The organism is Parasediminibacterium sp. HNIBRBA5674, assembly GCF_056745525.1.
Window position 1 is genome coordinate 46828 of record NZ_JBQWIE010000023.1, and the last position, 26825, is coordinate 73652.

At 37.5% G+C, this 26825-nt stretch carries 18 protein-coding genes; 4 read left to right on the forward strand and 14 right to left on the reverse strand.

Going from position 1 to position 26825, the window contains the following annotated elements:
• Positions 1-109 precede the first annotated feature (109 nt).
• From ACT9TX_RS12155 to ACT9TX_RS12205, 11 genes are all read right to left on the reverse strand, one after another.
• Positions 110-529: a clan AA aspartic protease gene (locus ACT9TX_RS12155; protein WP_481338567.1), complete on the reverse strand. Its 420-nt coding sequence runs from the start codon at positions 527-529 to the stop codon at positions 110-112.
• 102 nt (positions 530-631) lie between these two features.
• Entirely contained in the window at positions 632-2137 is a 1506-nt protein-coding gene (locus ACT9TX_RS12160) for a glutamate synthase subunit beta (protein WP_481338568.1), read from the reverse strand.
• A gap of 111 nt (positions 2138-2248) precedes the next feature.
• Positions 2249-6766, reverse strand: a complete 4518-nt coding sequence (gltB, locus tag ACT9TX_RS12165; RefSeq protein ID WP_481338569.1) for a glutamate synthase large subunit — start codon at positions 6764-6766, stop codon at positions 2249-2251.
• A gap of 377 nt (positions 6767-7143) precedes the next feature.
• Positions 7144-8634 (reverse strand): ketol-acid reductoisomerase, encoded by a 1491-nt coding sequence (ilvC, locus tag ACT9TX_RS12170; protein ID WP_481338570.1) that lies wholly within the window; start codon positions 8632-8634, stop codon positions 7144-7146.
• Between the two features lie 231 nt (positions 8635-8865).
• On the reverse strand, positions 8866-9507 hold the full coding sequence (ilvN, locus tag ACT9TX_RS12175) for an acetolactate synthase small subunit (RefSeq protein ID WP_481338571.1): 642 nt from the start codon (positions 9505-9507) through the stop codon (positions 8866-8868).
• 135 nt (positions 9508-9642) lie between these two features.
• Positions 9643-11418 (reverse strand): biosynthetic-type acetolactate synthase large subunit, encoded by a 1776-nt coding sequence (gene ilvB, locus ACT9TX_RS12180; protein ID WP_481338572.1) that lies wholly within the window; start codon positions 11416-11418, stop codon positions 9643-9645.
• Between the two features lie 43 nt (positions 11419-11461).
• Positions 11462-11995, reverse strand: a complete 534-nt coding sequence (locus tag ACT9TX_RS12185) for an ORF6N domain-containing protein (RefSeq protein ID WP_481338573.1) — start codon at positions 11993-11995, stop codon at positions 11462-11464.
• Between the two features lie 120 nt (positions 11996-12115).
• Entirely contained in the window at positions 12116-13798 is a 1683-nt protein-coding gene (gene ilvD, locus ACT9TX_RS12190; RefSeq protein ID WP_481338574.1) for a dihydroxy-acid dehydratase, read from the reverse strand.
• A 152-nt stretch (positions 13799-13950) separates the two neighbouring features.
• A complete protein-coding gene (locus tag ACT9TX_RS12195) occupies positions 13951-14859 on the reverse strand; it encodes a branched-chain amino acid transaminase (protein WP_481338575.1) in 909 nt (302 codons plus the stop codon).
• Positions 14860-15361: 502 nt separating this feature from the next.
• Positions 15362-16531, reverse strand: coding sequence for a 3-isopropylmalate dehydrogenase (gene leuB / locus ACT9TX_RS12200; protein ID WP_481338576.1), 1170 nt, complete (start codon positions 16529-16531; stop codon positions 15362-15364).
• 35 nt (positions 16532-16566) lie between these two features.
• Positions 16567-17736, reverse strand: a complete 1170-nt coding sequence (locus ACT9TX_RS12205; RefSeq protein ID WP_481338577.1) for a 2-isopropylmalate synthase — start codon at positions 17734-17736, stop codon at positions 16567-16569.
• A gap of 183 nt (positions 17737-17919) precedes the next feature.
• Between ACT9TX_RS12205 and ACT9TX_RS12210 the strand changes: the two genes are divergently transcribed.
• Positions 17920-19482 carry a hypothetical protein gene (locus tag ACT9TX_RS12210; protein ID WP_481338578.1) on the forward strand — a complete coding sequence of 521 codons (1563 nt, stop codon included), beginning with the start codon at positions 17920-17922 and terminating at the stop codon, positions 19480-19482.
• A 62-nt stretch (positions 19483-19544) separates the two neighbouring features.
• Here ACT9TX_RS12210 and ACT9TX_RS12215 read toward each other — a convergent pair whose 3' ends face one another.
• Positions 19545-20075, reverse strand: a complete 531-nt coding sequence (locus tag ACT9TX_RS12215; RefSeq protein ID WP_481338579.1) for a tetratricopeptide repeat protein — start codon at positions 20073-20075, stop codon at positions 19545-19547.
• A gap of 458 nt (positions 20076-20533) precedes the next feature.
• Here ACT9TX_RS12215 and rpoC point away from each other — a divergent pair, with 458 nt between their 5' ends.
• Together rpoC and ACT9TX_RS12225 are read left to right on the forward strand one after the other, a co-directional pair.
• On the forward strand, positions 20534-24817 hold the full coding sequence (gene rpoC, locus ACT9TX_RS12220; protein WP_481338580.1) for a DNA-directed RNA polymerase subunit beta': 4284 nt from the start codon (positions 20534-20536) through the stop codon (positions 24815-24817).
• 74 nt (positions 24818-24891) lie between these two features.
• On the forward strand, positions 24892-25395 hold the full coding sequence (locus ACT9TX_RS12225; RefSeq protein ID WP_481338581.1) for a cupin domain-containing protein: 504 nt from the start codon (positions 24892-24894) through the stop codon (positions 25393-25395).
• 5 nt (positions 25396-25400) lie between these two features.
• On the opposite strand, the gene ACT9TX_RS12230 is transcribed toward ACT9TX_RS12225, so the two are convergent.
• Positions 25401-25754 carry a hypothetical protein gene (locus ACT9TX_RS12230; RefSeq protein WP_481338582.1) on the reverse strand — a complete coding sequence of 118 codons (354 nt, stop codon included), beginning with the start codon at positions 25752-25754 and terminating at the stop codon, positions 25401-25403.
• 9 nt (positions 25755-25763) lie between these two features.
• On the reverse strand, positions 25764-26318 hold the full coding sequence (locus ACT9TX_RS12235) for an RNA polymerase sigma factor (RefSeq protein WP_481338583.1): 555 nt from the start codon (positions 26316-26318) through the stop codon (positions 25764-25766).
• Between the two features lie 78 nt (positions 26319-26396).
• On the opposite strand from ACT9TX_RS12235, the gene ACT9TX_RS12240 reads away from it, so the two are divergent.
• Positions 26397-26777, forward strand: coding sequence for an SH3 domain-containing protein (locus tag ACT9TX_RS12240; protein WP_481338584.1), 381 nt, complete (start codon positions 26397-26399; stop codon positions 26775-26777).
• Positions 26778-26825: the final 48 nt, after the last annotated feature.

A 26825-nucleotide genomic window follows, 5' to 3' on the forward strand; every position in this document is an offset into this window, starting at 1 on the left:
AGATATTAACAATTAGCCACAGAGCAAAGAAGGGTAGTGTTTGTAAAATCTCTGTTGCTTCTTTTGCCCTGCGTTTCTTTTTCACTACTGGAAAAATCTTTGTAATTCTCTATTTCAATTTCATTTGTGCAAAATACGGATGGTCTGGATGTACTTCTAATGTCTGTCTTTTTGGATCTATAATAACATCCATATCTTCCATTGGTATTGCACCTAGTAATACTTCGTTATCGGCTGGTAAAACAAGTGCATTACAAATAGTTGTTCGATTTTTAAATTTAACAGTTACTGGACCCACTAAATCGTAGGTCTCAATTTCGCCGTTAGCCAATTGCCCCGTTCGTCTTTCTACAAATGGCAGCTGTAATTGCGATTGTATGGTTTCATTAATGCACATATTATAAGCCCCAGAATCTACCAAAGCATTTACATGTAACGTTTTTATTTCTTCTTCGCCAATAATATTTCTTTTAGCCAAAGCAATATCTACGGTATTAATTAATTGTAAATCTGCATAAACTAAGCCCATGGTAAGTATTTTTTAGTGTGAATTGAAATCAAATATAAAACAATACTGCCACCTATTTTTCAATAGATGGCAGTGTAAATATCATACTCTTATTCGTATCAATTAAATCATTGCTTCTAGTATACTATGGTCTTTGGTTTCTAAAATAGAACTACCCATTAAAAACTCATCTACTTTTCTAGCACATTCACGGCCTTCGCTGATGGCCCAAACCACTAAGCTTTGTCCACGTCTCATATCGCCTGCGGTAAATACTTTAGCAATATTCGTTTGGTAAGCTTTTTCGGTTGCTTTTACATTGCCACGTTCATCAAGTTCTACATCAAGTTGCTCTAGCAAACCTTGCTTTTGTGGATGCAAAAAGCCCATGGCTAGTAATGCTAATTCGCAAGGTATTTCTCTTTCGCTGCCGGCTACTTCTACAAACTGTGCGGGTCTGCCGTCAGCCGTTATTTTCCATTCAAGGTCTACTATGCGTAAAGCTTTTAGATTGCCATTCTCATCACCAATAAAGGCTTTGGTGTTTACAGCCCAATGTCTATCAGCGCCTTCTTCATGCGATGAAGTGGTTTTTAATACCATTGGGTAAGTAGGCCAAGGCATATTTGGTGTTCTTGTTGCAGATGGTTTTGGCATCAATTCAAACTGTGTTACAGACTTAGCACCATGACGGTTACTTGTACCCACACAGTCGCTACCAGTATCGCCACCACCTATTACTACTACGTTTTTACCAGTTGCTCTTAATGTTTCTGAGAAAATATTACTTTCAATTGCAGCATGTGCATGAGGATCTTTACCAGCAACCGTTTTGTTGTTTTGCTTTAAAAACTGCATAGCAAAGTACACACCATTTAGTTCTCTACCCGGTACAGGTAAATCTCTTGGTACAGTGCTTCCACCAGCCAATACAATAGCGTTGTATTCACGTAACAAATCACTAATATGCACATTTACGCCCACATTAGCGTGACATTTGAAGGTAATTCCTTCTTCTTCCATTACAGCAATACGCCTGTCAATTACGTTTTTTTCTAGCTTAAAATCTGGTATACCATAGCGCAACAAGCCACCTGGTGCATCATCTCTTTCAAACACTGTTACGGTATGACCAGCATAGTTTAATTGCGCAGCAGCAGCCAAGCCAGCAGAGCCGCTACCAATTACTGCCACTTTTTTGCCAGTGCGTAAGTTAGGTTTTCTAGGCACTACAAAGCCTTCTTTAAAAGCAATCTCTATAATGTGTCTTTCAATTTCTTCAATAGCTACAGGCGGTTGATTAATACCAAGCACACAAGCACTTTCGCAAGGCGCAGGGCATATTCTACCAGTAAATTCAGGAAAATTATTAGTGCTTACTAGTATCTCGTAGGCTTCTTTAAAGTTGCCATCGTACACAGCATCGTTAAATTCAGGAATCACATTGCCCAAAGGACAGCCACTGTGGCAAAAAGGTACACCACAGTTCATGCAGCGTGCCGATTGTTTACCAAGTTCTTCCTGCGAATATTGATGCACAAATTCTTTATAGTCTTGCTTGCGCTCTTCAACCGAACGCTTAGAAGGTAAGGTTCTTGTGAACTCTAAAAATCCTGTTGGTTTACCCATTTTATTATGCGTTATAAGTTATTCGTTTAAAGTTTTTTTGGGTTACCAGCTTTGGTACATCCATTAAACTTCGTTGCGTCGCACACTTGTGCGTTTGGTACTCTTTTCAGCTTATGCCTTTTGCTTTTGGCCAGCTGCTTTTTCTTGCAATACTTTTTTGTAATCTCTAGGGAAAACTTTTACAAAGTTTTTCAATTGATTATCAAAATCATCAAGTACAAATTTGGCTACTGTACTACCAGTATATTCGTAATGCTTGCTGATAAAGCCTTTTAGTTCTGCAATATCTTCTACAGATACAGGATCTAAGTCTATCATTTCCATATTACAGTTGCCAGCAAATGTGCCTTTAACATCGTACACATAAGCAATACCGCCACTCATACCTGCGGCAAAGTTTCTACCAGTATCGCCAAGTATTACTACACGGCCACCTGTCATGTATTCGCAACCATGGTCACCAACACCTTCTACAACCACACGGCCACCAGAGTTACGTACTGCAAAACGTTCGCCTGCTTTACCTCTAATAAATACATCACCATCAGTAGCGCCATACATAGCTACGTTACCAATAATAATATTGTCTTCTGGTGTAAATGTTGATTTTTTAGATGGGTACACAATCAATTTAGCACCGCTTAAGCCTTTGCCAAAATAGTCATTGGCATCACCTTCTAATTCTAGTGTTACGCCTTTGGTATTAAATGCACCAAAGCTTTGACCAGCAGTACCAGTAAACTTAAAGTGAATGGTATCTGGCGCTAAACCTAACGAACGGTAACGTTTAGTAATTTCATTAGATAAAATAGTACCTACCGTTCTATCGGTATTTTTAATGCTAAATGAACCTGTTGCTTTCTCTTGATTGTCTAAAGCACCTTTAGCAGCTTCAAGTAATTTCCAGTCAAGCACATCACTTAAGCCATGGTCTTGTTCTTCTGTATTATACAAGCCTACAAATTCATTTGCTGGCTCTTTATATAATATTGGCGATAAGTCTAGGTTCTTATATTTCCAGTGTGTGATATTGTCTTTTTGCTGTAAATACTCAACTTGACCAATCATCTCATTTACAGTTTTAAAGCCAAGATCAGCCATAATCTCTCTCAACTCTTCAACCATAAATTTAAAGAAGTTGATAACATGTTCTGGATCACCTTTAAAGCGTTTTCTTAATTCAGGGTCTTGTGTAGCCACACCTACAGGACAAGTATTTAAGTGGCATTTACGCATCATAATACAGCCTTCAACTACTAATGCAGCAGTTGCAACGCCCCATTCTTCAGCACCTAGTAAAGCAGCAATAGCAATGTCTCTACCAGTTTTCATTTGCCCATCGGCTTGCAACACTACACGGCTGCGTAGTTTGTTTTTTACCAATGTTTGATGACTTTCTGCCAAACCTAATTCCCATGGTAAGCCTGCATGTTTAATAGAACTTACAGGGCTAGCACCAGTACCACCATCAAAGCCTGCAATTAATACAACGTCTGCTTTTGCTTTTGCAACACCAGCAGCAATAGTACCTACACCAGCTTTTGATACTAGTTTTACACTAATTCTAGCTTTACGGTTGGCATTTTTTAGGTCAGATATTAACTGAGATAAATCTTCAATAGAATAAATATCGTGGTGTGGTGGTGGCGAAATTAAACCTACACCTGGTGTTGAATGACGCACACGACCTATCCAATCGTCTACTTTATGGCCTGGTAATTGACCACCTTCACCCGGTTTAGCACCTTGTGCCATTTTAATTTGTAGCTCATCTGCTTCAGTTAAGTACAAGCTAGTAACGCCAAATCTTGCGCTTGCTACTTGCTTAATAGCGCTACGCATACTATCGCCATTTGGTAATGGTGTAAAACGAATTTCATCTTCACCACCTTCACCTGTATTACTTTTACCACCAAGGCGGTTCATAGCAATAGCGAGTGTACTATGCGCTTCATGCGATATTGAGCCAAAGCTCATGGCGCCTGTTGCAAAACGTTTGTAAATATTTTCAGCAGGTTCTACCTCACTGATATCTATAGATGGACGTAAATATTTAAAGTCTAATAAACTTCTTAAAGTACAAGCTTTTTGTTCTTGGTCGTTTACAGCTTTAGAATATTTTTTGAAAGTTGCATAATCATTAGTACTTGTAGATTGCTGCAACAAGTGAATAGTAGTTGGATTAAACAAGTGAAACTCACCTTTGCGTTTCCATTGGTACATACCACCTACAGTTAATCTTTCTACAGGAATGTCTTTTTTGCTAAATGCAAATTGGTGTTTAGCCAATGTTTCTTTCGCTATTTCATCTAGACCCATACCTTCTATACGAGAAGTTGCACCAGTGAAATATCTATCAACTACTTGTTTATTTAAACCTAATATCTCAAATATTTGCGCACCTTGGTATGATTGCAAAGTAGAGATACCCATTTTAGAGAATACTTTCAACAAGCCATCACATACTGCTTTTATGTAGTTTTTCTTCAACTGATCTGGTTCTAAAGTTGTATCCAATTTGTTGGTCAACTTCATATCTCTGATGGTAGATAATGCCAGATAAGGGTTAATGGCCGTAGCACCAAATGCAAGCAAGCAAGCAAAATGATGAACTTCCCAAACGTCACCAGCTTCTACAATTAAGCCCACTTGACCTCTATAACCTTTACGAATTAAGTGGTGGTGAACAGCCGCAGTAGCTAATAAAGAAGGTATTGGTGCGTGTTTACTATCAATTGCTCTATCTGTTAACACAATCACATCAAAACCATCTTCAACTGCATCTGTTGCATAGCGACAAAGTCTTGCTAAACCTTTTTCTAAAGAGCCAGCTTTTTCATCGGCTCTAAAGTACATCTGTAAGGTTTTAGCTTGGAATAAGCCAGTATCAATACTTCTAATTTTCTCCAGTTCGTGGTTAGAAAGTACTGGTTGTTTTAGGGCTACACTATGGCAAGCCAAAGGATCTTCAACTAGTAAGTTGCCATTATTACCAGCAAAAGAAGCCAAACTCATTACCAAGCGTTCACGAATTGGATCAATTGGCGGATTGGTAACTTGTGCAAATAATTGCTTGAAATAACTGCTTAAATGTTGTGGTTGTTGGCTTAATACTGCTAAAGGCGCATCTGTACCCATTGAACCAATTGGCTCTTTACCATCTAATGCCATTGGTGCAATAATGGTTTCTAAATCTTCGGTTGAGTAGCCAAATGCTTTTTGGTATTTGAATACTTGCTCGTGTTCAAGATGCGTGAATGTTACACGAGGTTCTGGTAATTCTTCTAGGTTAATTTTATATTTATTTAGCCACTCACCATAAGGTTTTTGTGAGCAAATATTCGCTTTCAAATCACTATCGCTAATGATTTTTCCTTGCTCCATATCTACCACAAACATTTTACCTGGTTGTAAACGGCCATTTTCAATAATAGTGGTTGGGTCTACAGGTAAAGCACCAGTTTCTGATGCCATAATTACACGGTCATCATTAGTAACACAATATCTTGAAGGGCGTAAACCATTTCTATCTAGTGTAGCACCAATTATTTTACCATCTGTAAATGAAATAGAAGCCGGGCCATCCCATGGTTCTTGGAAAGTTGCATGGAATTCGTAGAATGCTTTTTTAATTGGATCCATTTTTTCTGCATTATCCCAAGCTTCAGGAATAAGCATCATCATTACATGTGGTAATGAGCGGCCACAAAGCGTTAATAATTCTATTACGTTATCTAAGCAAGCGCTATCTGATTGACCTTCAAAAATGATAGGTGATAGCATATCCATTTCTTCTTTTGTAAAGTAGGGTGAGAAGAAATGACGCTCACTTGTTTTAAACCAGTTAACGTTTCCTTGTACGGTATTAATTTCACCGTTGTGAGCAATGTAACGAAAAGGCTGCGCCAATTTCCATGAAGGAAAAGTATTGGTAGCAAAACGAGAATGCACCAAACCGTAAGCACTTACCATTCTTTTATCGCTTAAGTCAGGGAAGTAAGTACGTACTTGATGGCTAGTTAACTGCCCTTTGTACACCACAGTTTTGTAAGATAAAGAAGCGATGTAAAAACCTACTTCATCTTTCTTGATGGTATTATTGATAGTATGGCTTGCATAGTTGCGTAGCACATATAATTTTCTCTCGAATGTTTCTACGTCACGTACATGATCTGGACAAGCAATAAAAACTTGCTCCATTTCTGGTTCAACAGATAGGGCAGTAGGGCCAATGTCAAACGTGTTAACTGGTACTTTTCTGTATGCTAAAATTTCGAAGCCTAATTTCTCAGCGGCACGGTTAAAAATGTCACGACACTCTTCTTTTAAGCGCATGTCTTTAGGGAAAAATAAAACACCTACACCATACTTACCGTAAGCTGGTAAATGCACACCTGTTTTCACCAATTCATCAAAGAAAAACTCATGCGTTGTTTGAATCATGATACCTGCACCGTCACCTGTATTGCTTTCGCAACCGCAGGCGCCACGGTGTTCCATGTTTTCTAAAATGGTGAGCGCATCAGAAATGATTTGATGAGACTTGTTGCCCTTTATGTTTGCAACAAAACCAATACCACACGCATCGTGTTCAAAAGCCGGGTCGTATAAACCTGTTGTACTTGCCATCTGAGTTCAAATTAAAAAGTAAGCAATTAATATCGTTTGTTCAGCAAGCTGTCGTTAGCCACCAAAGATAATTCAATGAAATGATTTATTCAATAGATTGTTTCAAAGTTTTGGGCTATTTTGTTAGACAAGATAGTCAAAATGAGTGATTTTTTTATTAATTGTACTAAAAAAACTGTTATTATTAGTTTAGTTTTTGATAAAAGCTGATTAGCGTTTTAACCGTACAAGTGTGCGACGCAACAGTTGCTCAATACATATTCAAAAGTTCGTTTCATAAAAATTAACCGCAAAGAACATAAAGTAAAAACCCACGTAGTTCTCAAAGATTTTGTGCCCTTTGTGGCAGAGCCTTTGTGTTCTTTGCGGTTATAAATTTAAACCGTTTTAATAGTTTTCATTGCTGTCATAGCGCTACGTAAAACATCGCCTACAGCCTCAATTTGATGAGAGCGAATCACTTTGTTTACGGCAATCAATTCTTTATTATCTACACCATTGTCTTTACCATCGTTGTAGTTTTTACCAATAACATCAGTATCAATGTTGGTCATAAAATCGGTTAACAATGGTTTGCAAGCATGGTCAAATAAGTAACAACCATATTCTGCTGTATCAGAAATTACACGGTTCATTTCGAACAATTTTTTACGTGCAATGGTGTTAGCAATCAATGGTGTTTCGTGCAATGATTCGTAATAAGCGCTTTCGGCTTTAATACCGCTTTGTACCATGGTTTCAAATGCCAATTCAACACCTGAACGTACAAAAGCAACCATTAATAAACCATTATCGAAAAATTCTTGCTCGCTGATTTTTACATCACCAGCAGGTGTTTTTTCAAATGCAGTTTCGCCTGTTGCAGCTCTCCAAGTCAATAAGTTTTTGTCATCATTGGCCCAATCTTCCATCATGGTTTTAGAGAAATGACCGCTCATAATATCGTCTTGGTGTTTTTGGAACAATGGACGCATAATGTCTTTCAACTCTTCGCTTAGTTCAAAGGCTTTAATTTTTGCAGGATTGCTCAATCTGTCCATCATTGCTGTAATACCGCCTTGTTTTAAGGCTTCGGTAATTACTTCCCAACCGTATTGAATTAATTTAGAAGCATAACCAGCGTCAATACCTTTTGCAATCATTTTATCGAAAGAAAGGATAGAACCAGTTTGTAACAAGCCACAAAGGATAGTTTGCTCACCCATTAAATCGCTTTTTACCTCAGCAACAAAGCTTGATTTTAACACACCAGCTCTATGACCACCAGTACCTGCAGCATACGCTTTTGCTTGTTCCCAACCTTTACCTTCAGGATCGTTTTCAGGATGCACCGCAATTAAAGTAGGTACACCAAAACCACGAACATACTCTGCACGAACCTCGCTACCTGGGCATTTTGGTGCCACCATAATAACGGTAAGGTCTTTACGAATTTGCATACCTTCTTCTACAATATTAAAACCGTGTGAGTAAGAAAGCGTAGCCCCTTGTTTCATTAAAGGCATAATAGCACTTACCACAGCCGTATGTTGTTTATCAGGCGTCAAGTTTATTACTAAGTCAGCCGTAGGAATTAATTCTTCGTAGCTACCTACAGTAAAGCCATTTTCAGTAGCACTTTTCCAAGATTGACGTTTTTGCTCAATCGCCTCTTTACGCAACGTATACGCTACATCCAAACCAGAATCACGCAAGTTTAAACCTTGGTTTAAGCCCTGAGCACCACAGCCCACAATCACTAATTTTTTACCTTTTAATGCGTTTACGCCATCAGCAAAATGGCTGTTATCTAAAAATTCGCAAACACCCAATTGGTTTAGTTGCTCTCTTAGTGACAATGTGTTAAAATAATTTGCCATCGTTTTCATGCCCCCAGCCCCTAAAGGGGTGTTTTTGGGCGGTTTTAATTGTTATTAAAAATATTTATTTGACCAGCTTTTGTACTACTATTTAACATCGTTGCGTCGCACACTGCAACGTTTTGTACCCGTCTGAACTAGGATTTTGTAGGATTTCCTTGATTTTTGGAATCTTAAAATAGTCACTTAAATAATCCATTTAATCCTCTCAATCATTCCAAATCCAGGTTCAGACAGACATTACATCGTAAACACTTCTTCACCTTGGTTTAAGAATTCGTTTTCAGCTAATTCTTCTGCAGGTTGGTAGGTTTCAAATTCTTTCAGCTTATCGTGAAAACCATTGCTTGCTTTAATGATTGCAACCCTTGCGCTACGTACAAATTCTATTAAGCCATAAGGCGCTAATGCTTCTATTAAACCTTCGGTTTCTTCGCGGTGGCCTGTGGTTTCAAAAATGGTGTAGTCTTTACGAATTACTACCGCTCTTGCACCAAACTCACGTAACAACCGCTCTACTTTAACTTTCTCAGTAATAATATCGGTAGGCACTTTGTACAAGGCAAGTTCTTGCCACACAATTTCTTCGTTGGTATTAAAGTAAGCTTTTAGTACTTCAACTTGCTTTTCTATTTGGCGGCAAAGCTTGCGTACCACGTCTTCATATTCATTAATCAAAATGGTAAAGCGGTGAATACCTTCTGCTTCAGATGGTGATGTGTTTAAACTTTCGATATTAATTTTTCTACGAGAGAAAATGATAGCAATACGGTTTAATAAACCTACTTGGTTTTCTGTGTATACCGTAATTGTAAATTCTTGTTTGCCCCCAGCCCCTAAAGGGGTGCTTGTAGAGCCGTTTATATTTTTATGTTCTGACATTTTATTTGTTTGTATATTTTCGATTGTCAAATTTTTATTCAATCGTTCCAGTGTGCGACGCAACTAATGTTACATTGAAAAACAAAAGCTGGTCAACAAATCCCTTTTCTTACTCCCCTTTAGGGGCTGGGGGCTTTACACTTGATCTCTTGTTAAAACAATTTCCGAAACGCCTCTACCTTGTGGTACCATTGGAAAAACGTTGTCTTCTTTGGCTACCATTACCTCTAGCATGTACGAACCATCGTGGTCAAGCATGGTTTTTAAGGCATTGCGTAAATCTGCTCGTTGGCTAATTTTTGCACCTTCAATGTCGTAGGCTTTTGCAACCATTACATAGTTAGGGCTTTGAATGTCAACGAAAGAGTAACGCTTGTCGTGAAATAATTGCTGCCACTGACGCACCATACCTAAAAACTGGTTGTTTAAAATCAACACTTTTACGTTGATGCCAGTTTGCATAATGGTACCAAATTCTTGGATGGTCATTTGAATACCTCCGTCACCAATAATGGCTACAACAGTGCGCTCTGGTGCACCAAACTTTGCACCAATAGCGGCTGGTAAACCAAAACCCATAGTGCCTGCACCACCAGAAGTAATGTTACTTTTTGATTGGTTGAATTTTGCATAACGGCAAGCTACCATTTGGTGCTGACCAACATCGGTAACAATGATGGCGTCACCATTGGTTAGTTCGTTCAATACATTTACTACCTCGGCCATTGTCATTTCATCATGCGTAGGGTGCATTTCTTTGCTGATGACAACGTCGATTTCTTTCTGTTTGTATTCATGAAATGTATTTAACCATTCGCTGTGTTGTTTAGCTTCAATCAACTTGGTAAGCATTGGTAAGGTTTCTTTACAATCGCCCCAAACTGGTACAGCTGTTTTCACGTTCTTATCTATTTCAGCAGGATCAATATCTAAGTGAACCACTTGTGCTTGCTTAGCATATTTATCTAAACGACCAGTAACACGGTCATCGAAACGCATACCTACAGCAATTAGCACATCACATTCGTTGGTTAATACGTTAGGGCCATAATTACCATGCATACCCAACATACCTACGTTTAATGGATGATCTGTAGGTAAAGCGCTTAAGCCCAAAACTGTCCATGCAGCCGGTAAACCGCCTTTTTCTATAAAAGCTTTAAACTCTTTTTCGGCTTTACCTAAAATAACACCTTGGCCAAAAATCACGAAAGGCTTTTTAGCACTGTTAATGAGCTCAGCAGCTCTTTCAATATATTCTTTACGAATGATTGGTTTAGGGCGGTAACTACGAATGTGATTGCATGGTGTGTAACCAGCATAGTCAAACATTTGAAGCTGTGCATTCTTGGTAATATCTATCAATACAGGGCCAGGTCTGCCAGTTCTAGCAATGTAAAATGCTTTAGCTAAAACATGAGGAATTTCGTTGGCATCAGTAATTTGATAGTTCCATTTAGTTACAGGTGTCGTAATATTTACCACATCTACTTCCTGAAAAGCATCAGTACCTAACAAATGCGCAAACACTTGACCAGTAACACAAACCAATGGTGTGCTATCAATCATTGCATCTGCAAGGCCAGTAACCAAGTTGGTAGCGCCAGGGCCACTTGTTGCAAATACAACACCTACTTTACCAGAGCTACGTGCATAACCCTGACCAGCATGAATACCACCTTGTTCATGACGAACGAGAATGTGTTTCAATTGGTCGTGATAATCGTACAAAGCATCGTATATAGGCATAATAGCACCGCCTGGATAACCAAAAATTGTATCAACACCTTCAGCTATAAATGCCTCAAGAACGGCTTTAGAACCGCTGATGTTGCCCCTAACCCCTAAAGGGGAATCTTTAGCAACCGTTGCTGTATCTATATTTTTTTCAATTAAAATTTCAGTAGTCATAATGTATATACTTTTGTATTTTTATGTTTTTAAATATTCCCCTTCAGGGGCTAGGGGCTTTAAACCCAATTCTTTCTCTATTTGTCCAAGTGTCTTTTTTTGCTTGAGCTTCTACTTTTTCATCTAGTAGATTTTCGAGTGCTTCGTAAATTTGATTCAATTGCGTATCGTGATTGCCAATCCGTTCTTTCAAATCGTGTAATTGTTCTATAATATCACCGTATTGTGCTGCAAATTTTCTTAGAGCGATAAAGGCTCGCACTATTGCAATATTCATTTTGACGGCTTTCTCACTTCGTAAAATGCTAGCTGCCATCGTGATGCCGTGTTCGGTAAAGGCAAATGGTAGTTTACGTGTACCTCCCCAACTTGAAGTCACAAATTGTGACTTCAAGTTGTCAAATTCCTTTTTACTTAATTGAAACATAAATTCTTCAGGAAATCTGTCTATGTTTCTTTTGACAGATTGATTAAAAACCTTTGTTTCAACTTCATACAACGCTGCTAAATCAAAGTCAAACATTACTTTTTGACCTCTAATTTCAAATATTTTTTGCTGTATGATTTGTAATTCCATTTAACATTTACGCTTGATTTGAGGTCACAATTTGTGACTTCAAATTTTGTTACAATATAAAATTCTTTAATCAATCCGATTCTACAAACCCGATAGCTATCGGGTCACGTTCAGACAATCCTAAGCCTCATCTGTTACGCAACCTTCACTAGCATCTTTTACAGTTCTTGCATATTTAAATAGCACACCGTTGGTAACTTTTAAAGCTGGTTGCTGCCATGCTGCTTTACGTTGTGCTAATTCTTCGTCAGAAACTTTAAGCACAATTTTGTTATTGACCGCATCTAATTCTATAATATCATCGTCTTTTACTAAGGCAATCGTACCGCCATCGTAAGCTTCTGGTGTAATGTGACCTACCACAAAACCATGAGAACCACCACTAAATCTACCATCAGTAATTAACGCCACATCTTTACCTAAACCTGCACCCATAATAGCAGAAGTTGGTTTTAGCATTTCAGGCATACCAGGTGCACCTTTTGGTCCTTCGTAACGTATCACTACCACATCACCTTTTTTCACTCTACCATTTGCAATGCCAGCAACCAAATCTTTCTCACCTTCAAACACTCTTGCTGGTCCTTCAAATCGCTCACCTTCTTTACCACTAATTTTTGCAACACTACCTTTTTCAGCAAGATTTCCGTATAAAATCTGTAAGTGACCGGTTACTTTTAATGGTTGCTCAAGTGGGTAAATAATTTTCTGTGTTTCAAAGTTAATTGGCTCTACATCGGCTAAGTTTTCAGCAATGGTTTTACCAGTTACTGTTAAGCAATCACCATGTAGCAAACCCTTGTTCAATAAGTATTTCATTACAGCAGGTACACCACCATGTTGTGGTAAATCTTGCCACAAATATTTACCGCTTGGTTTAAAGTCAGCCAATACCGGTGTGCTATCGCTAATGCGTTGAAAATCGTTTAAGGTAATATCAACGTTCACACTTTTTGCCATCGCAATCATGTGTAACACAGCATTGGTACTACCGCCAAAAATCATGATGGTTCTAATCGCATTTTCAAACGCTTTTTTAGTCATGATGTCTCTTGGCTTAATATCTTTTTCAAGCAATACTTTTATCGCTCTACCTGCATCTAAACATTCGTTTCTTTTAGCCTCGCTCACAGCAGGGCTAGATGATGAATAAGGTAAACTCATACCCATTGCTTCAATAGCTGAAGCCATGGTATTTGCAGTGTACATACCGCCACAAGCACCAGCACCTGGGCAACTGTGCTTGATCACTTCTTTAAAATCTTCTGGTGTAATGTTGCCTGCTAATTTTTTACCCAAAGCTTCAAAAGCCGAAATAATATTTAGTTCTTCACCTTTATAATGACCAGCAGCAATAGTACCACCATACACCATAATAGCAGGGCGATTTAAACGACCCATTGCCATAATAGCGCCGGGCATATTTTTATCGCAACCAGGTATGGTAATCAAGCCATCGTAGTAAAAACCACCACACATACTTTCAATGCTATCAGCAATTAAATCGCGGCTCACAAGGCTATAACGCATACCATCAGTACCATTGCTCATACCATCGCTAATGCCAATGGTATTAAAAATCAAACCCACTAAATCATTTTTCCAAACACCTTCTTTTACCACTTTTGCAAGGTCGTTCAAGTGCATATTGCAAGTGTTACCATCGTAACCCATGCTAGCAATACCTACCTGTGCTTTTTTCATATCATCATCTGTTAAGCCAATACCGTAAAGCATGGCCTGCGCAGCAGGTTGTGTTTCGTCTTGCGTAAGTGTTTTCGAATATTTATTCAATTCGCTCATTGTATATTTTATTTCTTTTGTTATCAGCTTTTGTTTTTCAATTTAGCATCGTTGCGTCGCACACTGCATCGGTTTGATACGTTATTGAACTTCAGTTTCTAGTTGCAAATAATCCGTTTTCATCAGCTCAATCTGTGTCATCAGCGTTCCTATCATTCTACACCTAAAACCTCATTCAAAACCACTTCTTTATTTTCTATTACCAAGTTCTTATACACTAGTTGAATTTCTCTGCTCAATGTATCGTTCCAGTTTTTAGCAAATGGTTGATTGTCAATACTTTCAATACCTATTACTTCAGCAGCTGTACCACAGAAAAAAGCTGCATCAGCACCATATATTTCAGCAACGGTGAAGCGTTTTTCAATCACTTCAATGTTTAAGTCGCTGCATATCTCTAATACTGTAGCTCTTGTAATACCTGGTAAAATATTGCCTAAGCTTGGTGTAAAAAGTTTACCATCTTTCTCATAAAACACATTCGCACCAGGCGCTTCAGCGGCAAAGCCTTCAATGTCTGTTAACAATGCTTCATCAAAGCCTTTGGCTTTTGCTTCTTGGCTTGCCATAATCGAGTTGACATAATGACCACCTGCTTTTGCGGTCATTGTAAACCCTTTTGGATTTGGACGCTGAAAAGAAGATGTCATTACTCGCAACAATTTTGTACCTAAAAAAGGTTGCATTTCCCAAGCTTGTATGGTTAAATGCGACTCAGTGTTTAGGTTAAAACTCATATTAGCTGGTGCATAAACCAGAGGTCTTATATAAGCATCACCAAGGTTATTGTCTGCTAGTACTTTGTAAGTCGCTTCAATCAGTTCTTCAACCGTCCATTTGTAAGGCATGTTCAAGGCTTCAGCAGAAGCTTGCAAGCGTACAAAATGCTCAACTGGTTTAAATATTTTAGTGCTACTATCAACGGTTTTGTAAGAGCGAATACCTTCAAAAACTGAATAGCCATAGTGCATAGACTGGCTATACAAATCAATTTTTGCATCTGCTGCTTTCACAAACGTTCCGTTGTGATAAATGATGGTGTTCTCGTTGTAGTAACTCATATAGCCCCTCCAAACCTCCCCAAAGGGGTGGCTTTTGATTGTTGATTAATTTAATACGGTTTCTAAATTCAGAGCTTTTCTTAGCCCTTCCTTTGGAAGGGTTGGGAAGGCTCGGCAAAAAAAAACCGCCTCGTAGAGGCGGTTTAGTATGCTAATTTTTTAATTGAATTATATACAATTTCCACCTCCAATACTTGCAGGAATAATAAGAACCACCACCACAATAATTATTGCAGTTTTGATGATTAATTTATTAAGTCTGTCTTGTAACATAGAAGTAATTTGATGCTGTAAACATAACTACTTCTATGTAAAATGCAAAGAACTTTTTTATTCGTGACGTTAATGATGATAGTGACTGAATGAATTTTTAGATATGCTGAAATCTGTTCTGAAAGCTCCAGTGTGCGACGCAACAAATGTTGAAGTAACTACAACTGCTGGCTACATAAAAAAACACCCAATAATCATATCATCTTTATCATTTTAATCAGCGGTTATTTTATATCACTGTCGATTTGCGCAACATGATATTTTCTTGATTCACATCGCCTTCTATTTTATCACCTACATAATCAGCAATTAATTCGCCTAATGTTGAGGTAAAATAAAAGTTGATGGGGTCAATATCTTTAGTAACAAAATTGTTTGTCAACGTCCAATTTACGGCTGCACGAACCTTGTCGGCTTCTTTGTGTAAACCAAAGTAGTCAAGCATCATAGCGGCCGATAAAATAGAACCAATAGGGTTGGCAATGTCTTTACCAGCAGCTAGAGGGTAAGAACCATGAATAGGCTCGAACAAAGCCGTGATATTGCCAATAGAAGCCGATGGCGCCATACCTAAAGCACCGCCAATAGCGCAAGCCTCGTGGCTGATAATATCGCCAAATAGGTTCTCTGTCAATATTACATCAAACTGTTTTGGGTTTAATATTAGCTTCATAGATGCATTGTCTGCATACATGTAATCTACCGTAACATCAGTGTATTGTGTTGCGATGGCTTGTATTGTTTTGCGCCACAAACGAGAGGTTTCTAAAACGTTTGCCTTGTCAATAAGCGTTAACTTTTTTCTTCTTTGTTGTGCTGCTTTAAAAGCTAAATGCGCAATGCGTTCTATTTCTTCAACGGTGTAAATTGAAGTGTCTTCAGCTACTTTACCATCGTCACTTAAGGCCTTATCGCCAAAGTAAATACCACCAGTTAATTCACGATAAACAACCAAGTCTATACCATCTAAATTTTTAGGATTTAGTGGTGACAAATGCTTGATGTTTGGGTATAAGATGGTAGGACGAATATTGGCAAATAATTGCAACACTTTTCTCAATTTCAACAAGCCTTGTTCTGGACGAACTTTTGCAGATGGATCGTTATCATATTTAGGATGACCGATGGCACCAAACAAAATAGCATCGCTTTCAAGGCAAACTTCTATGGTTTCGTCTGGTAGTGGATTGCCTGTTTTTTCTATGGCATCTGCACCCATTAAGCAAAACTTATAGCTAAACTCGTGGCCATACTGTTCGGCCACAGCGTTTAATACTTTTATGGATTGTTGGGTAACTTCTGGGCCAATACCATCACCTAATATAACTGCAATATTTTTTTTCATGCCCCTAGCCCCTGAAGGGGAATTTTTAAAATAGCTTTTATTTGCAGTATTCATTTATAAAATGTATTTCCTGAGTCTTAAAATTTCAATTAAGCAGTTGCTGTAACACCCTTTAGGGCAGGGGTAGCCATTTTATGTAAATCTTCGTCCATTACTTCTTTTTTGCTATCGGCTACTTGCAAAAACTGCTCGTACAAAGCATCTACTTCGTTACGTGTAAATTGATAGCCTAACTTGTGAAAACGGAACGCCAATGCACTACGGCCGCTACGAGCTGTTAACACAATTTTAGATGTATCTGCACCAACTTCTGCTGGGTTCATAATCTCGTAAGTAGTTGCTTCTTTTAAGAAACCATCCTGGTGAATACCACTTGAATGTGAAAATGCATTGGCACCAACAATAGCTTTGTTTGGTTGCACTTGCATACGCATAGTTTCGCTTACCAAACGGCTAAGTGGATGTAATTTTTTGCTGTTAACACGGGTTTGTAAACCAAGCTGGTGTTGCTTTATAATCATTACCACTTCTTCTAATGATGTGTTACCAGCACGTTCACCAAGACCATTGATGGTACACTCAATTTGACGAGCACCTGCAATAACACCTGCAATTGAATTGGCTGTAGCCAAACCTAAATCGTTGTGACAATGGCAGCTTAAAATGGCTTTATCAATGTTAGGTACATTGTTTTTTAGGTAAGAAATGATAGCAGCGTACTGATGTGGCAAGCAATAACCTGTAGTATCAGGAATATTAACCACCGTTGCGCCAGCAGCAATAACGGTTTCTACTAATTTGGCAAGAAAAGAAATATCTGCACGACCGGCATCTTCAGCGTAAAACTCTACATCGTCTACGAAGTTTTTACTCCAAATAACGGCTTGTTTAGCACGGCCTAAAATATCTTCTCTTGTAGTGTTGAACTTGTGTTTGATGTGAATATCAGAAGCGCCAATACCTGTGTGAATACGAGGTCTTTGAGCATATTTTAACGCTTCAGCAGCTACTTCAATATCTTTTTGTACGGCACGAGTAAGCCCACAAATAGTAGCGTTTTTAACTATTTTAGAAATCTCATTAACGCTTTCAAAATCGCCAGGCGATGAAATAGGAAAACCTGCTTCAATAATATCTACACCTAACTCTTCAAGAGCTAAAGCCAACTCAATTTTCTCTTTTGTATTTAGCTTACAGCCTGGCACTTGTTCGCCATCGCGTAGGGTAGTATCGAAAATATATACATGTTCTTGTGACATGGAACGACAATTTTTTTAAGTAATAAAACTTTGTCTATTGAAATTTTACAAGCAATAGCATACGAACTTACCTTGCATTACTTTATAAAATCTGCCAAATTTGGTTGTGTTTTACAGGGTATAAATGGTGGTAATGCTTGTGAAAGTGAATGCTGACAAGAGTTTTAGCTAAATTTAATTACGATGCCTAACAGAAGTACAGATAACTTATTTCAACTAATAAAGTCGCTTGAAAAAGGCGAAAAGCGTAATTTTAAGCTATATGTACAGCGAAATTCTGCCGATGATAATTTGAAGATTATTCAACTATTTGATGCGCTAGACAAGCTAACAGAATATGACGAAACGGCTTTATTGAAAAAAGTACCTGCTATTTCTAAGCAGCAATTATCTAATGCCAAGGCGCATTTGTATAAGCAAATATTGAGCAGTTTACGACTATTGAAAGATGATGACAACATAGATATTCAGTTGCATGAGCAAATGGATTTTGCCAAAATATTGTATAACAAAGGCTTGTATTTTCAGAGTTTAAAAGTATTGGACAGAATAAAAGACATTGCCAAACAACACAACCAAATTACATTTCAGCTACAGGCGGTAATTTTTGAGAAGAAAATTGAAGCACTACATATTACACGAAGCATTGGCAATAGGGCAGAGGCTTTAAGTGCAGAAAGCGATACGATTAATCAACATTTAAGTTTAATAGGCAAACTATCTAACCTTGCGTTGCAGATGTACGGTTGGTATATTCAACATGGCCATGCAAGAGATAAAAAAGATGTACACGCTATTCAATCTTTTTTTGAAACCAACTTGCCTGTTTATCGCATAGAAGAAATGGGCTTTTATGAGAAATTGTATTTGTACCAAGCTTACTGTTGGTATGGCTTTATTCTGCAAGACTTGCTAATGTATTATCGTTACACCAAAAAATGGGTTGAGTTGTTTGATGACGTGCCTTTTATGCAAACCATAGAAGCAGGTCAATATATAAGAGGTATGCACAACTTGCTAAGTGCACATTTTAACCTTAATAATATTGATAAATTTGAAACAGACCTGCAACGTTTTGAGCGATTTGCAGCATCTGATGCGGCTAAAAGTACGCACAATGCTGCTATACAAACCTTTGTGTATTTGCACATTAGTAAAATAAATAAGCACTTTCTGCAAGGCACATTTACCGAAGGTTTAGAATTGGTGTCTTATATAAATGAACAGCTAAAAGCGTATGAGCTGCACCTTGACAAGCACAGAGTTTTAGTATTTTATTACAAAATAGCTTGCTTGTATTTTGGTAGTGGCGACAATGAAAAAGCTATAGACTATTTGAATAAAATTATCCATTGGAAAGTGAATCTGCGTACCGATTTGCAGTGTTATGCACGTTTGCTACACCTAATTGCACATTATGAACTAGGTAATTACGAATTGCTTGAGTATTTAATTAAATCAGTGTATCGTTTTATGGCAAAAATGAATAACCTAAGTACGGTAGAAGAAGAGGTATTTAAGTTTATTCGTAAGTCATTCTCTTTATCACCTAAAAAGTTGATACCAGCCTTTGTGACACTGAAAGAGAAACTTGAAAAGCTTGAGGGCAATCCATTAGAAAGCCGCAGTTTTATGTATTTAGATATTATTGGCTGGCTAGAGAGCAAGATAAATAATGTACCTGTGCAAGAAATACGACGACAAAAATTTTTCGAAGGCAGAAAGGGTAGTGGAGTAAAGGGGTAATATGTAACTAAAAAAAGCCGATACAATTGATTCGTATCGGCTTTTTTTAAAAGAGTTGTAAATTATAACCCTTGTGCAATTTTTTGTCTTACTCTAGCAATGTCTGCGTCGCAGTATTTATTGCCTTGTGCTTTAGCTTTTAAATACCATTCTAAAGCTTTTTTAAAGTCTTGCTTTACTGACATACCGTTTTCATAATACGCAGCTACATTTTTTGTTGCATCAACATCGCCTACAGGTTTACCGTTAGCTGAACCTTTGGTATAATAATAAAACGCTGCATCTTGGTCAGCTACAATGCCTTCACCATTCTGTAGCATAAGGCCATATCTAAAGGCACTAGAAAATTTAGAAGGAATGTCGCTAGTACAATTAGCACCTCTTTCCCAATAAAATCTTGCAGCATTAATATCGTTGGCTTTGTACGCATCCCAACCTTTCATGAAATAAACATGCGCACTATCATTTTTGTCTTCTAAATCGTATTTGGTGCCGCCTTTTGTTGCTGTTACCGCTTTGCGCACTATTGGCTTACTTTGTGCCATACCTAACGCAGGTATGATAGAGCAACAGATAATAAAGAATTTTTTCATCGCTTTACACAAAATGTTTTAAGTTAAGGTTTTTGGTTAAAAGTCCTAATAATTAGCTGCAAATATCAATATTTTTAGAACAATCATTGCAATATTAATACGCAGTACTTGCTGCTTAAGCTTGCAATAACGCTTAATTGTTGTTTTTATTGTAGTAAAATATAAATTTATAACATATTTCTAACTGTTTACTTGTATCAATTGTTTTTGCAATTAAGACTTGTTTAGTATTTTCAAATCATTTTACCAAATCTTTCATTTTTTGGTTTAAGTATGTACCCTTACCTTTGCCGCCTTAACAATTTTGGAGTATTGTATCCCTTTTATTTTACGGTTTAGGTTAGACTGCAACTTGTCTTGACATTCAACGTGTTAAGAACGTACAAGTCTTCTGCAATGGAAACCAAACGATGTGTTTAAAACCGGTGGTACTTCAAATCAAAACTCGATATTAGGATATGGCTATCAAAAGAGACAATCGTCCAAAATCAACATTTTCTCAAATTACCATTAGTTTGGCTTCGCCTGACAGCATCTTAGAAAGAAGCTTTGGTGAAGTATTAAAGCCTGAAACCATTAACTACCGTACCTACAAACCAGAGCGTGATGGTCTGTTTTGTGAAAGGATTTTTGGGCCGGTAAAAGATTACGAATGTGCTTGTGGTAAGTACAAACGTATTCGTTATAAAGGCATTGTTTGCGACCGTTGTGGTGTAGAAGTTACTGAGAAAAAAGTACGTCGTGAGCGTTTAGGTCATATTAAATTAGTAGTACCAGTAGTTCATATTTGGTACTTCAAAAGTTTGCCTAACAAAATTGGTTACTTACTAGGTATGAGTTCTAAGAAATTAGAAACCATCGTTTACTACGAACGTTACGTGGTATTACAACCTGGTATCAAAGACAATTTTGCCCCTGGCGATTTGTTAACTGAAGAAGAATATTTAGATTTATTAGATACTTTACCAAAAGATAATCAGTATTTACCTGATGAAGATCCTCAAAAATTCATTGCTAAAATGGGTGCTGAGGCTGTTCAAGGTTTATTGGCTAGATTAGATTTGGATGAACTTAGCTTTAGCTTACGTAATGCTGCGGCAAACGAAACTTCACAACAACGTAAAGCAGATGCTTTAAAGCGTTTGAGCGTTGTAGAAGGCTTTAGAGACAGTTCTGAGCGTATTGCAAATAGTCCTGAATGGATGGTAATGCAATACATCCCTGTTATTCCACCAGAATTACGTCCTTTGGTGCCTTTGGATGGTGGTCGTTTTGCATCATCAGATTTGAACGATTTATACCGCCGTGTAATTATCCGTAACAACCGTTTAAAGCGTTTGTTAGAAATTAAAGCACCTGAAGTTATCTTACGTAACGAAAAACGTATGTTACAAGAAGCTATTGATAGCTTGTTTGATAACTCACGTAAATCGAACGCTGTAAAAGCAGAAGGGGGCCGTGCTTTAAAATCTTTAAGTGATGTACTTAAAGGTAAACAAGGTCGTTTCCGTCAGAACTTGTTGGGTAAACGTGTTGACTATTCTGGTCGTTCGGTTATCGTTGTAGGTCCTGAAATGAAAATGCATGAATGTGGTTTGCCAAAAGATATGGCAGCTGAATTGTTCAAGCCGTTTATCATTAGAAAATTAATAGAAAGAGGTATTGTAAAAACAGTAAAATCAGCTAAGAAATTAGTAGATAAAAAAGAAGCTGTTATTTGGGATATTCTTGAGAATATATTGAAAGGTCATCCGATATTATTAAATCGTGCCCCTACGTTGCACCGTTTGTCTATCCAATCTTTCCAACCGAAATTAATTGAAGGTAAAGCCATCCAACTTCACCCGTTGGTAACTGCATCTTTCAACGCCGATTTCGATGGTGACCAAATGGCGGTACACGTGCCTTTGAGCAATGCTGCTATCATGGAAGCCCAATTATTAATGTTGTCTTCTCACAACATTTTGAACCCACAAAATGGTACGCCAATCACCCTTCCTTCTCAGGACATGGTACTTGGTTTGTATTACATTACAAAGGGTAAAAAATCAACACCAGAAGAACCAATTAAAGGTCAAGGCATGGCTTTCTATAGCCTTGAAGAAGTAATTATTGCTTATAATGAAGGTGCTGTAGACTTACACGCTAACATTAAGGTAAGAACAATGGTGCGTGAAAAGGGTGTATTGGTAAAAAAATTATTAGATACAACTGTTGGTCGTGTGCTATTTAACCAATTTGTGCCTGTAGAAGTTGGTTTTGTAAACCAATTATTAACTAAGAAAAGTTTAAGAGAAATTATTGGTGATATTATTAAAATTACCAACGTTCCTAAAACTGCTAAATTCTTAGATGAAATTAAAACCTTAGGTTTCCGTATGGCCTTCCGTGGTGGTTTAAGTTTCAGTGTAAATGACTTGTTAGTTCCTGAATTAAAAGCTGAGTTATTAGAAACTGCTAAAAACGACGTTGAAGAAGTTTGGGAAAACTATAATATGGGTCTTATTACCAATAACGAACGTTACAACCAAGTTATTGATATTTGGGGTCGTGTGGATATGCGTATTACCGAATCTTTAATTCGTGAAATGGCTACCGATAAACAAGGTTTCAACTCGGTTTACATGATGTTGGATTCTGGTGCTCGTGGTAGTAAAACACAGGTTAAGCAGTTAGTAGGTATTCGTGGTTTGATGGCAAAACCTCGTAAGAGTGGTTCATCAGGCAGCGAGGTTATTGAAAACCCAATTTTGAGTAACTTTAAAGGTGGCTTGAACGTATTGGATTACTTTATCTCTACCCACGGTGCTCGTAAAGGTTTGGCCGATACTGCCTTGAAAACAGCCGATGCGGGTTACTTAACTCGTCGTTTGGTGGACGTTGCTCAAGACGTGGTTATTGCTGAGGATGATTGTGGTACTTTACGTGGTATTGCTACTTCTGCATTAAAAGATAATGAAGATATTATTGAACCATTAGCTGATAGAATTGAAGGTCGTACATCATTGCACGATGTAATCAATCCTTTAACTGATGAAATATTGGCTGTTGCTGGTGTTGAAATAAGTCACGATACTGCTGTTGCAATTGAAGATTCTGGCATAGAAACTGTAGAAATACGTTCTGTATTAACATGTGAAGCCAAACGCGGTGTGTGTGTAAAATGTTATGGTAAAAACTTGGCAACAGGTTATTTAGCACAACGTGGTGATGCGGTAGGTATCATTGCTGCACAATCAATTGGTGAGCCTGGTACACAGTTAACCCTACGTACTTTCCACGTGGGTGGTGTTGCTGGTAGTGCTTCTATTGAAAGTTCATTAAACGCTAAGTTTGATGGTACTATTCAATTTGATGGTTTACGAACAGTAACTGCTATCAATGCAGAAGGTAACAAGGTTCAAATTGTTATCGGCCGTACTGGTGAGGTGAGAATTATGGACGTAAAAAATGATCGTTTATTAATTACCAACAACGTCCCTTATGGTTCTACTTTACAAGTAAAAGATGGCCACCAAATTAAGAAAGGTGAATCTATTTGTACTTGGGATCCTTTCAACAACGTCATCGTTGCAGAATACGCAGGTAACGTACAGTTTGATGGTATCTTAGACGGTGTAACTTTCCGTGAAGAGAGTGATGAACAAACTGGTCACCGTGAAAAAGTGGTTATTGAAACAAAAGATAAAACCAAGATTCCTACTATTATTGTTAATGGAAAAGAACACAAACATTACAACTTACCTGTAGGCAGTCACATTGCTGTTGAAGAAGGCGATGAAGTTAAAGCTGGTCAAATTTTGGTTAAAATACCACGTGTACTTGGTAAATTAAGAGATATCACGGGTGGTTTGCCACGTGTAACTGAGTTATTCGAGGCAAGAAATCCAGGTAATCCGGCTGTAGTATGCGAAATTGATGGTGTAGCTACATTTGGTAATATCAAACGTGGTAACCGTGAAATTTCGGTAGAAAGTAAAGATGGTGTTACTAAAAAATACTTAGTGCCATTGTCTCGTCAAATTCTAGTACAAGATGCTGATTTCGTGAAAGCAGGTGCACCATTATCTGATGGTCAAATTGCTCCAGCAGATATATTAACTATTCGTGGTCCATTTGCAGTACAAGAGTACGTGGTAAATGAAATTCAGGAAGTTTATCGTTTACAAGGTGTGCGTATCAATGATAAGCACGTTGAAGTAATCGTTAGACAAATGATGAAAAAAGTAGAAATTGTAGACGCTGGCGATACTAAATTCTTAGAAGAAGATCTAGAAGATAGGTTTGATTTTATTGATGAAAACGATAGAGTTTACGATAAAAAAGTAGTTACTGAATCTGGTGAAAGTACCAAGTTTAGAGCTGGTCAAATTGTTACTTTACGTGAGTTAAGAGAAGAAAACTCAATTTTACGTCGTGCTGATAAGAAATTAGTTGAAGTACGTGATGCAAGACCTGCCACTGCGCAACCAGTATTGCTAGGTATTACTAAAGCGTCTTTAGGTGTACAAAGCTGGATTTCTGCGGCTTCTTTCCAAGAAACAACCAAAGTATTAAGTACTGCGGCTATTCAAGGTAAGGCAGATTATATGTTAGGCTTAAAAGAAAACGTTATTACTGGCCACTTAATTCCTGCTGGTACTGGTCAACGTGAATTCGATAACCTAATTGTAGGTAGCAAAGAAGAATACGAAGTATTATCTGCTACAAGAGAAGCAATGAACTTTGATGATGATGAATAAGTAAGTTTTATTCTTTAATAGAAAAGGCGGAAAGTTAAAAACTTTCCGCCTTTTTAATTTAAAAAAAATGATATATGCTTAACGCTGAAACACTAGTAACCTATTTTGAAATGTTGCCACATCCTGAAGGTGGGTACTACAAAGAAACTTATAGAAGCGATGAGTTGATTGCGCACAATGCTCTGCCTGAAAGGTTTGCAGGCGAAAGATTTTTTAGCACTGCTATTTATTTTTTATTAGAAAAAGGTAACTTTTCTGGCTTTCACAAAATTCAAAGTGATGAATGCTGGCATTTTTATGCTGGTGAAACTTTATTGATTTATGTGCTTCATCACAATGGCAGTTTAGAAATAATTAAGCTTGGTAATAATGTACTAAATGGTGAGGTTTTTCAAGCGGTTGTACCAGCGGGTTGTTGGTTTGCAAGCGAACCTGCACCTAATTCTGAGTTTAGTTTTGTAGGCTGTACCGTTGCACCAGGCTTTGATTTTGCAGATTTTGAACTAGCAAAAGCTGAAGAATTGGTAAAAGTATTTCCACAACACGAGGCTGTGATAGCAAGGCTTTGCAGATTATAAGCTACTTAAATTAACCCTTTTAAATGTAGCATATAATAGCCTAAAACACAAATAGCAAGTACCACACAGATAGATATAATTAGCCACTGATTGTCGGCAAGTTTGCGCTTTGCTTTACGTTGTTTTTTTGTAGCAATTTGCTTTTGTAGCTGATAGTTTAGCTGCTCTACATAAGTGCTTAACTGTGCTTTGTTAGATAGATTTTCTAAGCCTTCTACAGCATCATTGGTAAAGTCATCTTCAAGCATTTGTAACTCTATTGCATGGCGTTCTTCATCTGATAAATTACCTTCTAAATAATTCATCAGTTGTTCGTCATTCAACTCATCATCGTGCAATATGTTGGTTACATCTGCCATTGTTCGTGGTTACATTTTCTTTTCTACCAAGTTTTTTAAATTACGCTTACCATTTTGAATGTGGCTTTTTACCTGCATCATGGTAAAACCTGTTTGTTCTACTATTTGCACGTAGCTTTTCTTTTGCAAATAAAATAAAGTTACACAGGTTTTTTGGTCAGGCTGCAAGTATTGTAAACATTCTTCTATTTGCGATAGTGTTTTTTCTTTTTGTTGCAAAGCATGTATGTCAAATTCTTCATTTGCCATAGGCTGCACATTGTCTACATCTACAAATACATGCTTCTCTCTTAGCTTCATTAAACAGTGGTTTTTTGCCACCATATATAGCCAGCTTTTAAAATAATCTACTTTGTATTTTTGAAGTTCAGTAATAGCTTTTAAGAATATTTGCTGCACAGCATCTTTAGCCGTTTCTTCGTTTTTTAAATACTTCATGCACACACCAAATAGCAGCAACGTGTAGCGTTGTAGCAAAATGCCCAACCAAAAATTATTACCGTCTTCGGCAAATTTTTGTAGCAATTCAGTTTCGGTGATATGTTGATATTTGTCTGTGTTCACAAGTAATAAATCACAATGATAACAGTTTAGATGCAGCAAAGTATAATTTCCATAACTTGTTTGTAAAATAATTAAAGGATGCGTTTTGTAGCAAGCATAGTGGCTGTTTGTCCGTTGCGTAAAGAGCCCGACCATACAAGTGAAATGACTAGCCAACTATTACTTGGTGAATATGCTGAGGTATTGGAAATTCAAAAAGAATTTGTTCAAATTAAATGCTTGTACGATGGTTATATCGGTTGGTGTCAGCGGGTACAACTAGCTCTTATTGATGAGGTTGTTACAACTACTCTGTTTGTGGTGACTGAATTTGCTAAAGTGCACATTAATCAACAGCCTTGCCGTGTAAGCATTGCTACGCCTGTATTTCAGCAGTCTTTAGCTTTTAATCATTTTACAGTTGATTATACTAATATAGAAACACTTGATGCCAGGGCAAACGCATCTAAATTTCTTTAAAGAGTATATTTTCTAAGAACTTATCGTTTAATATACACATCATCCTTT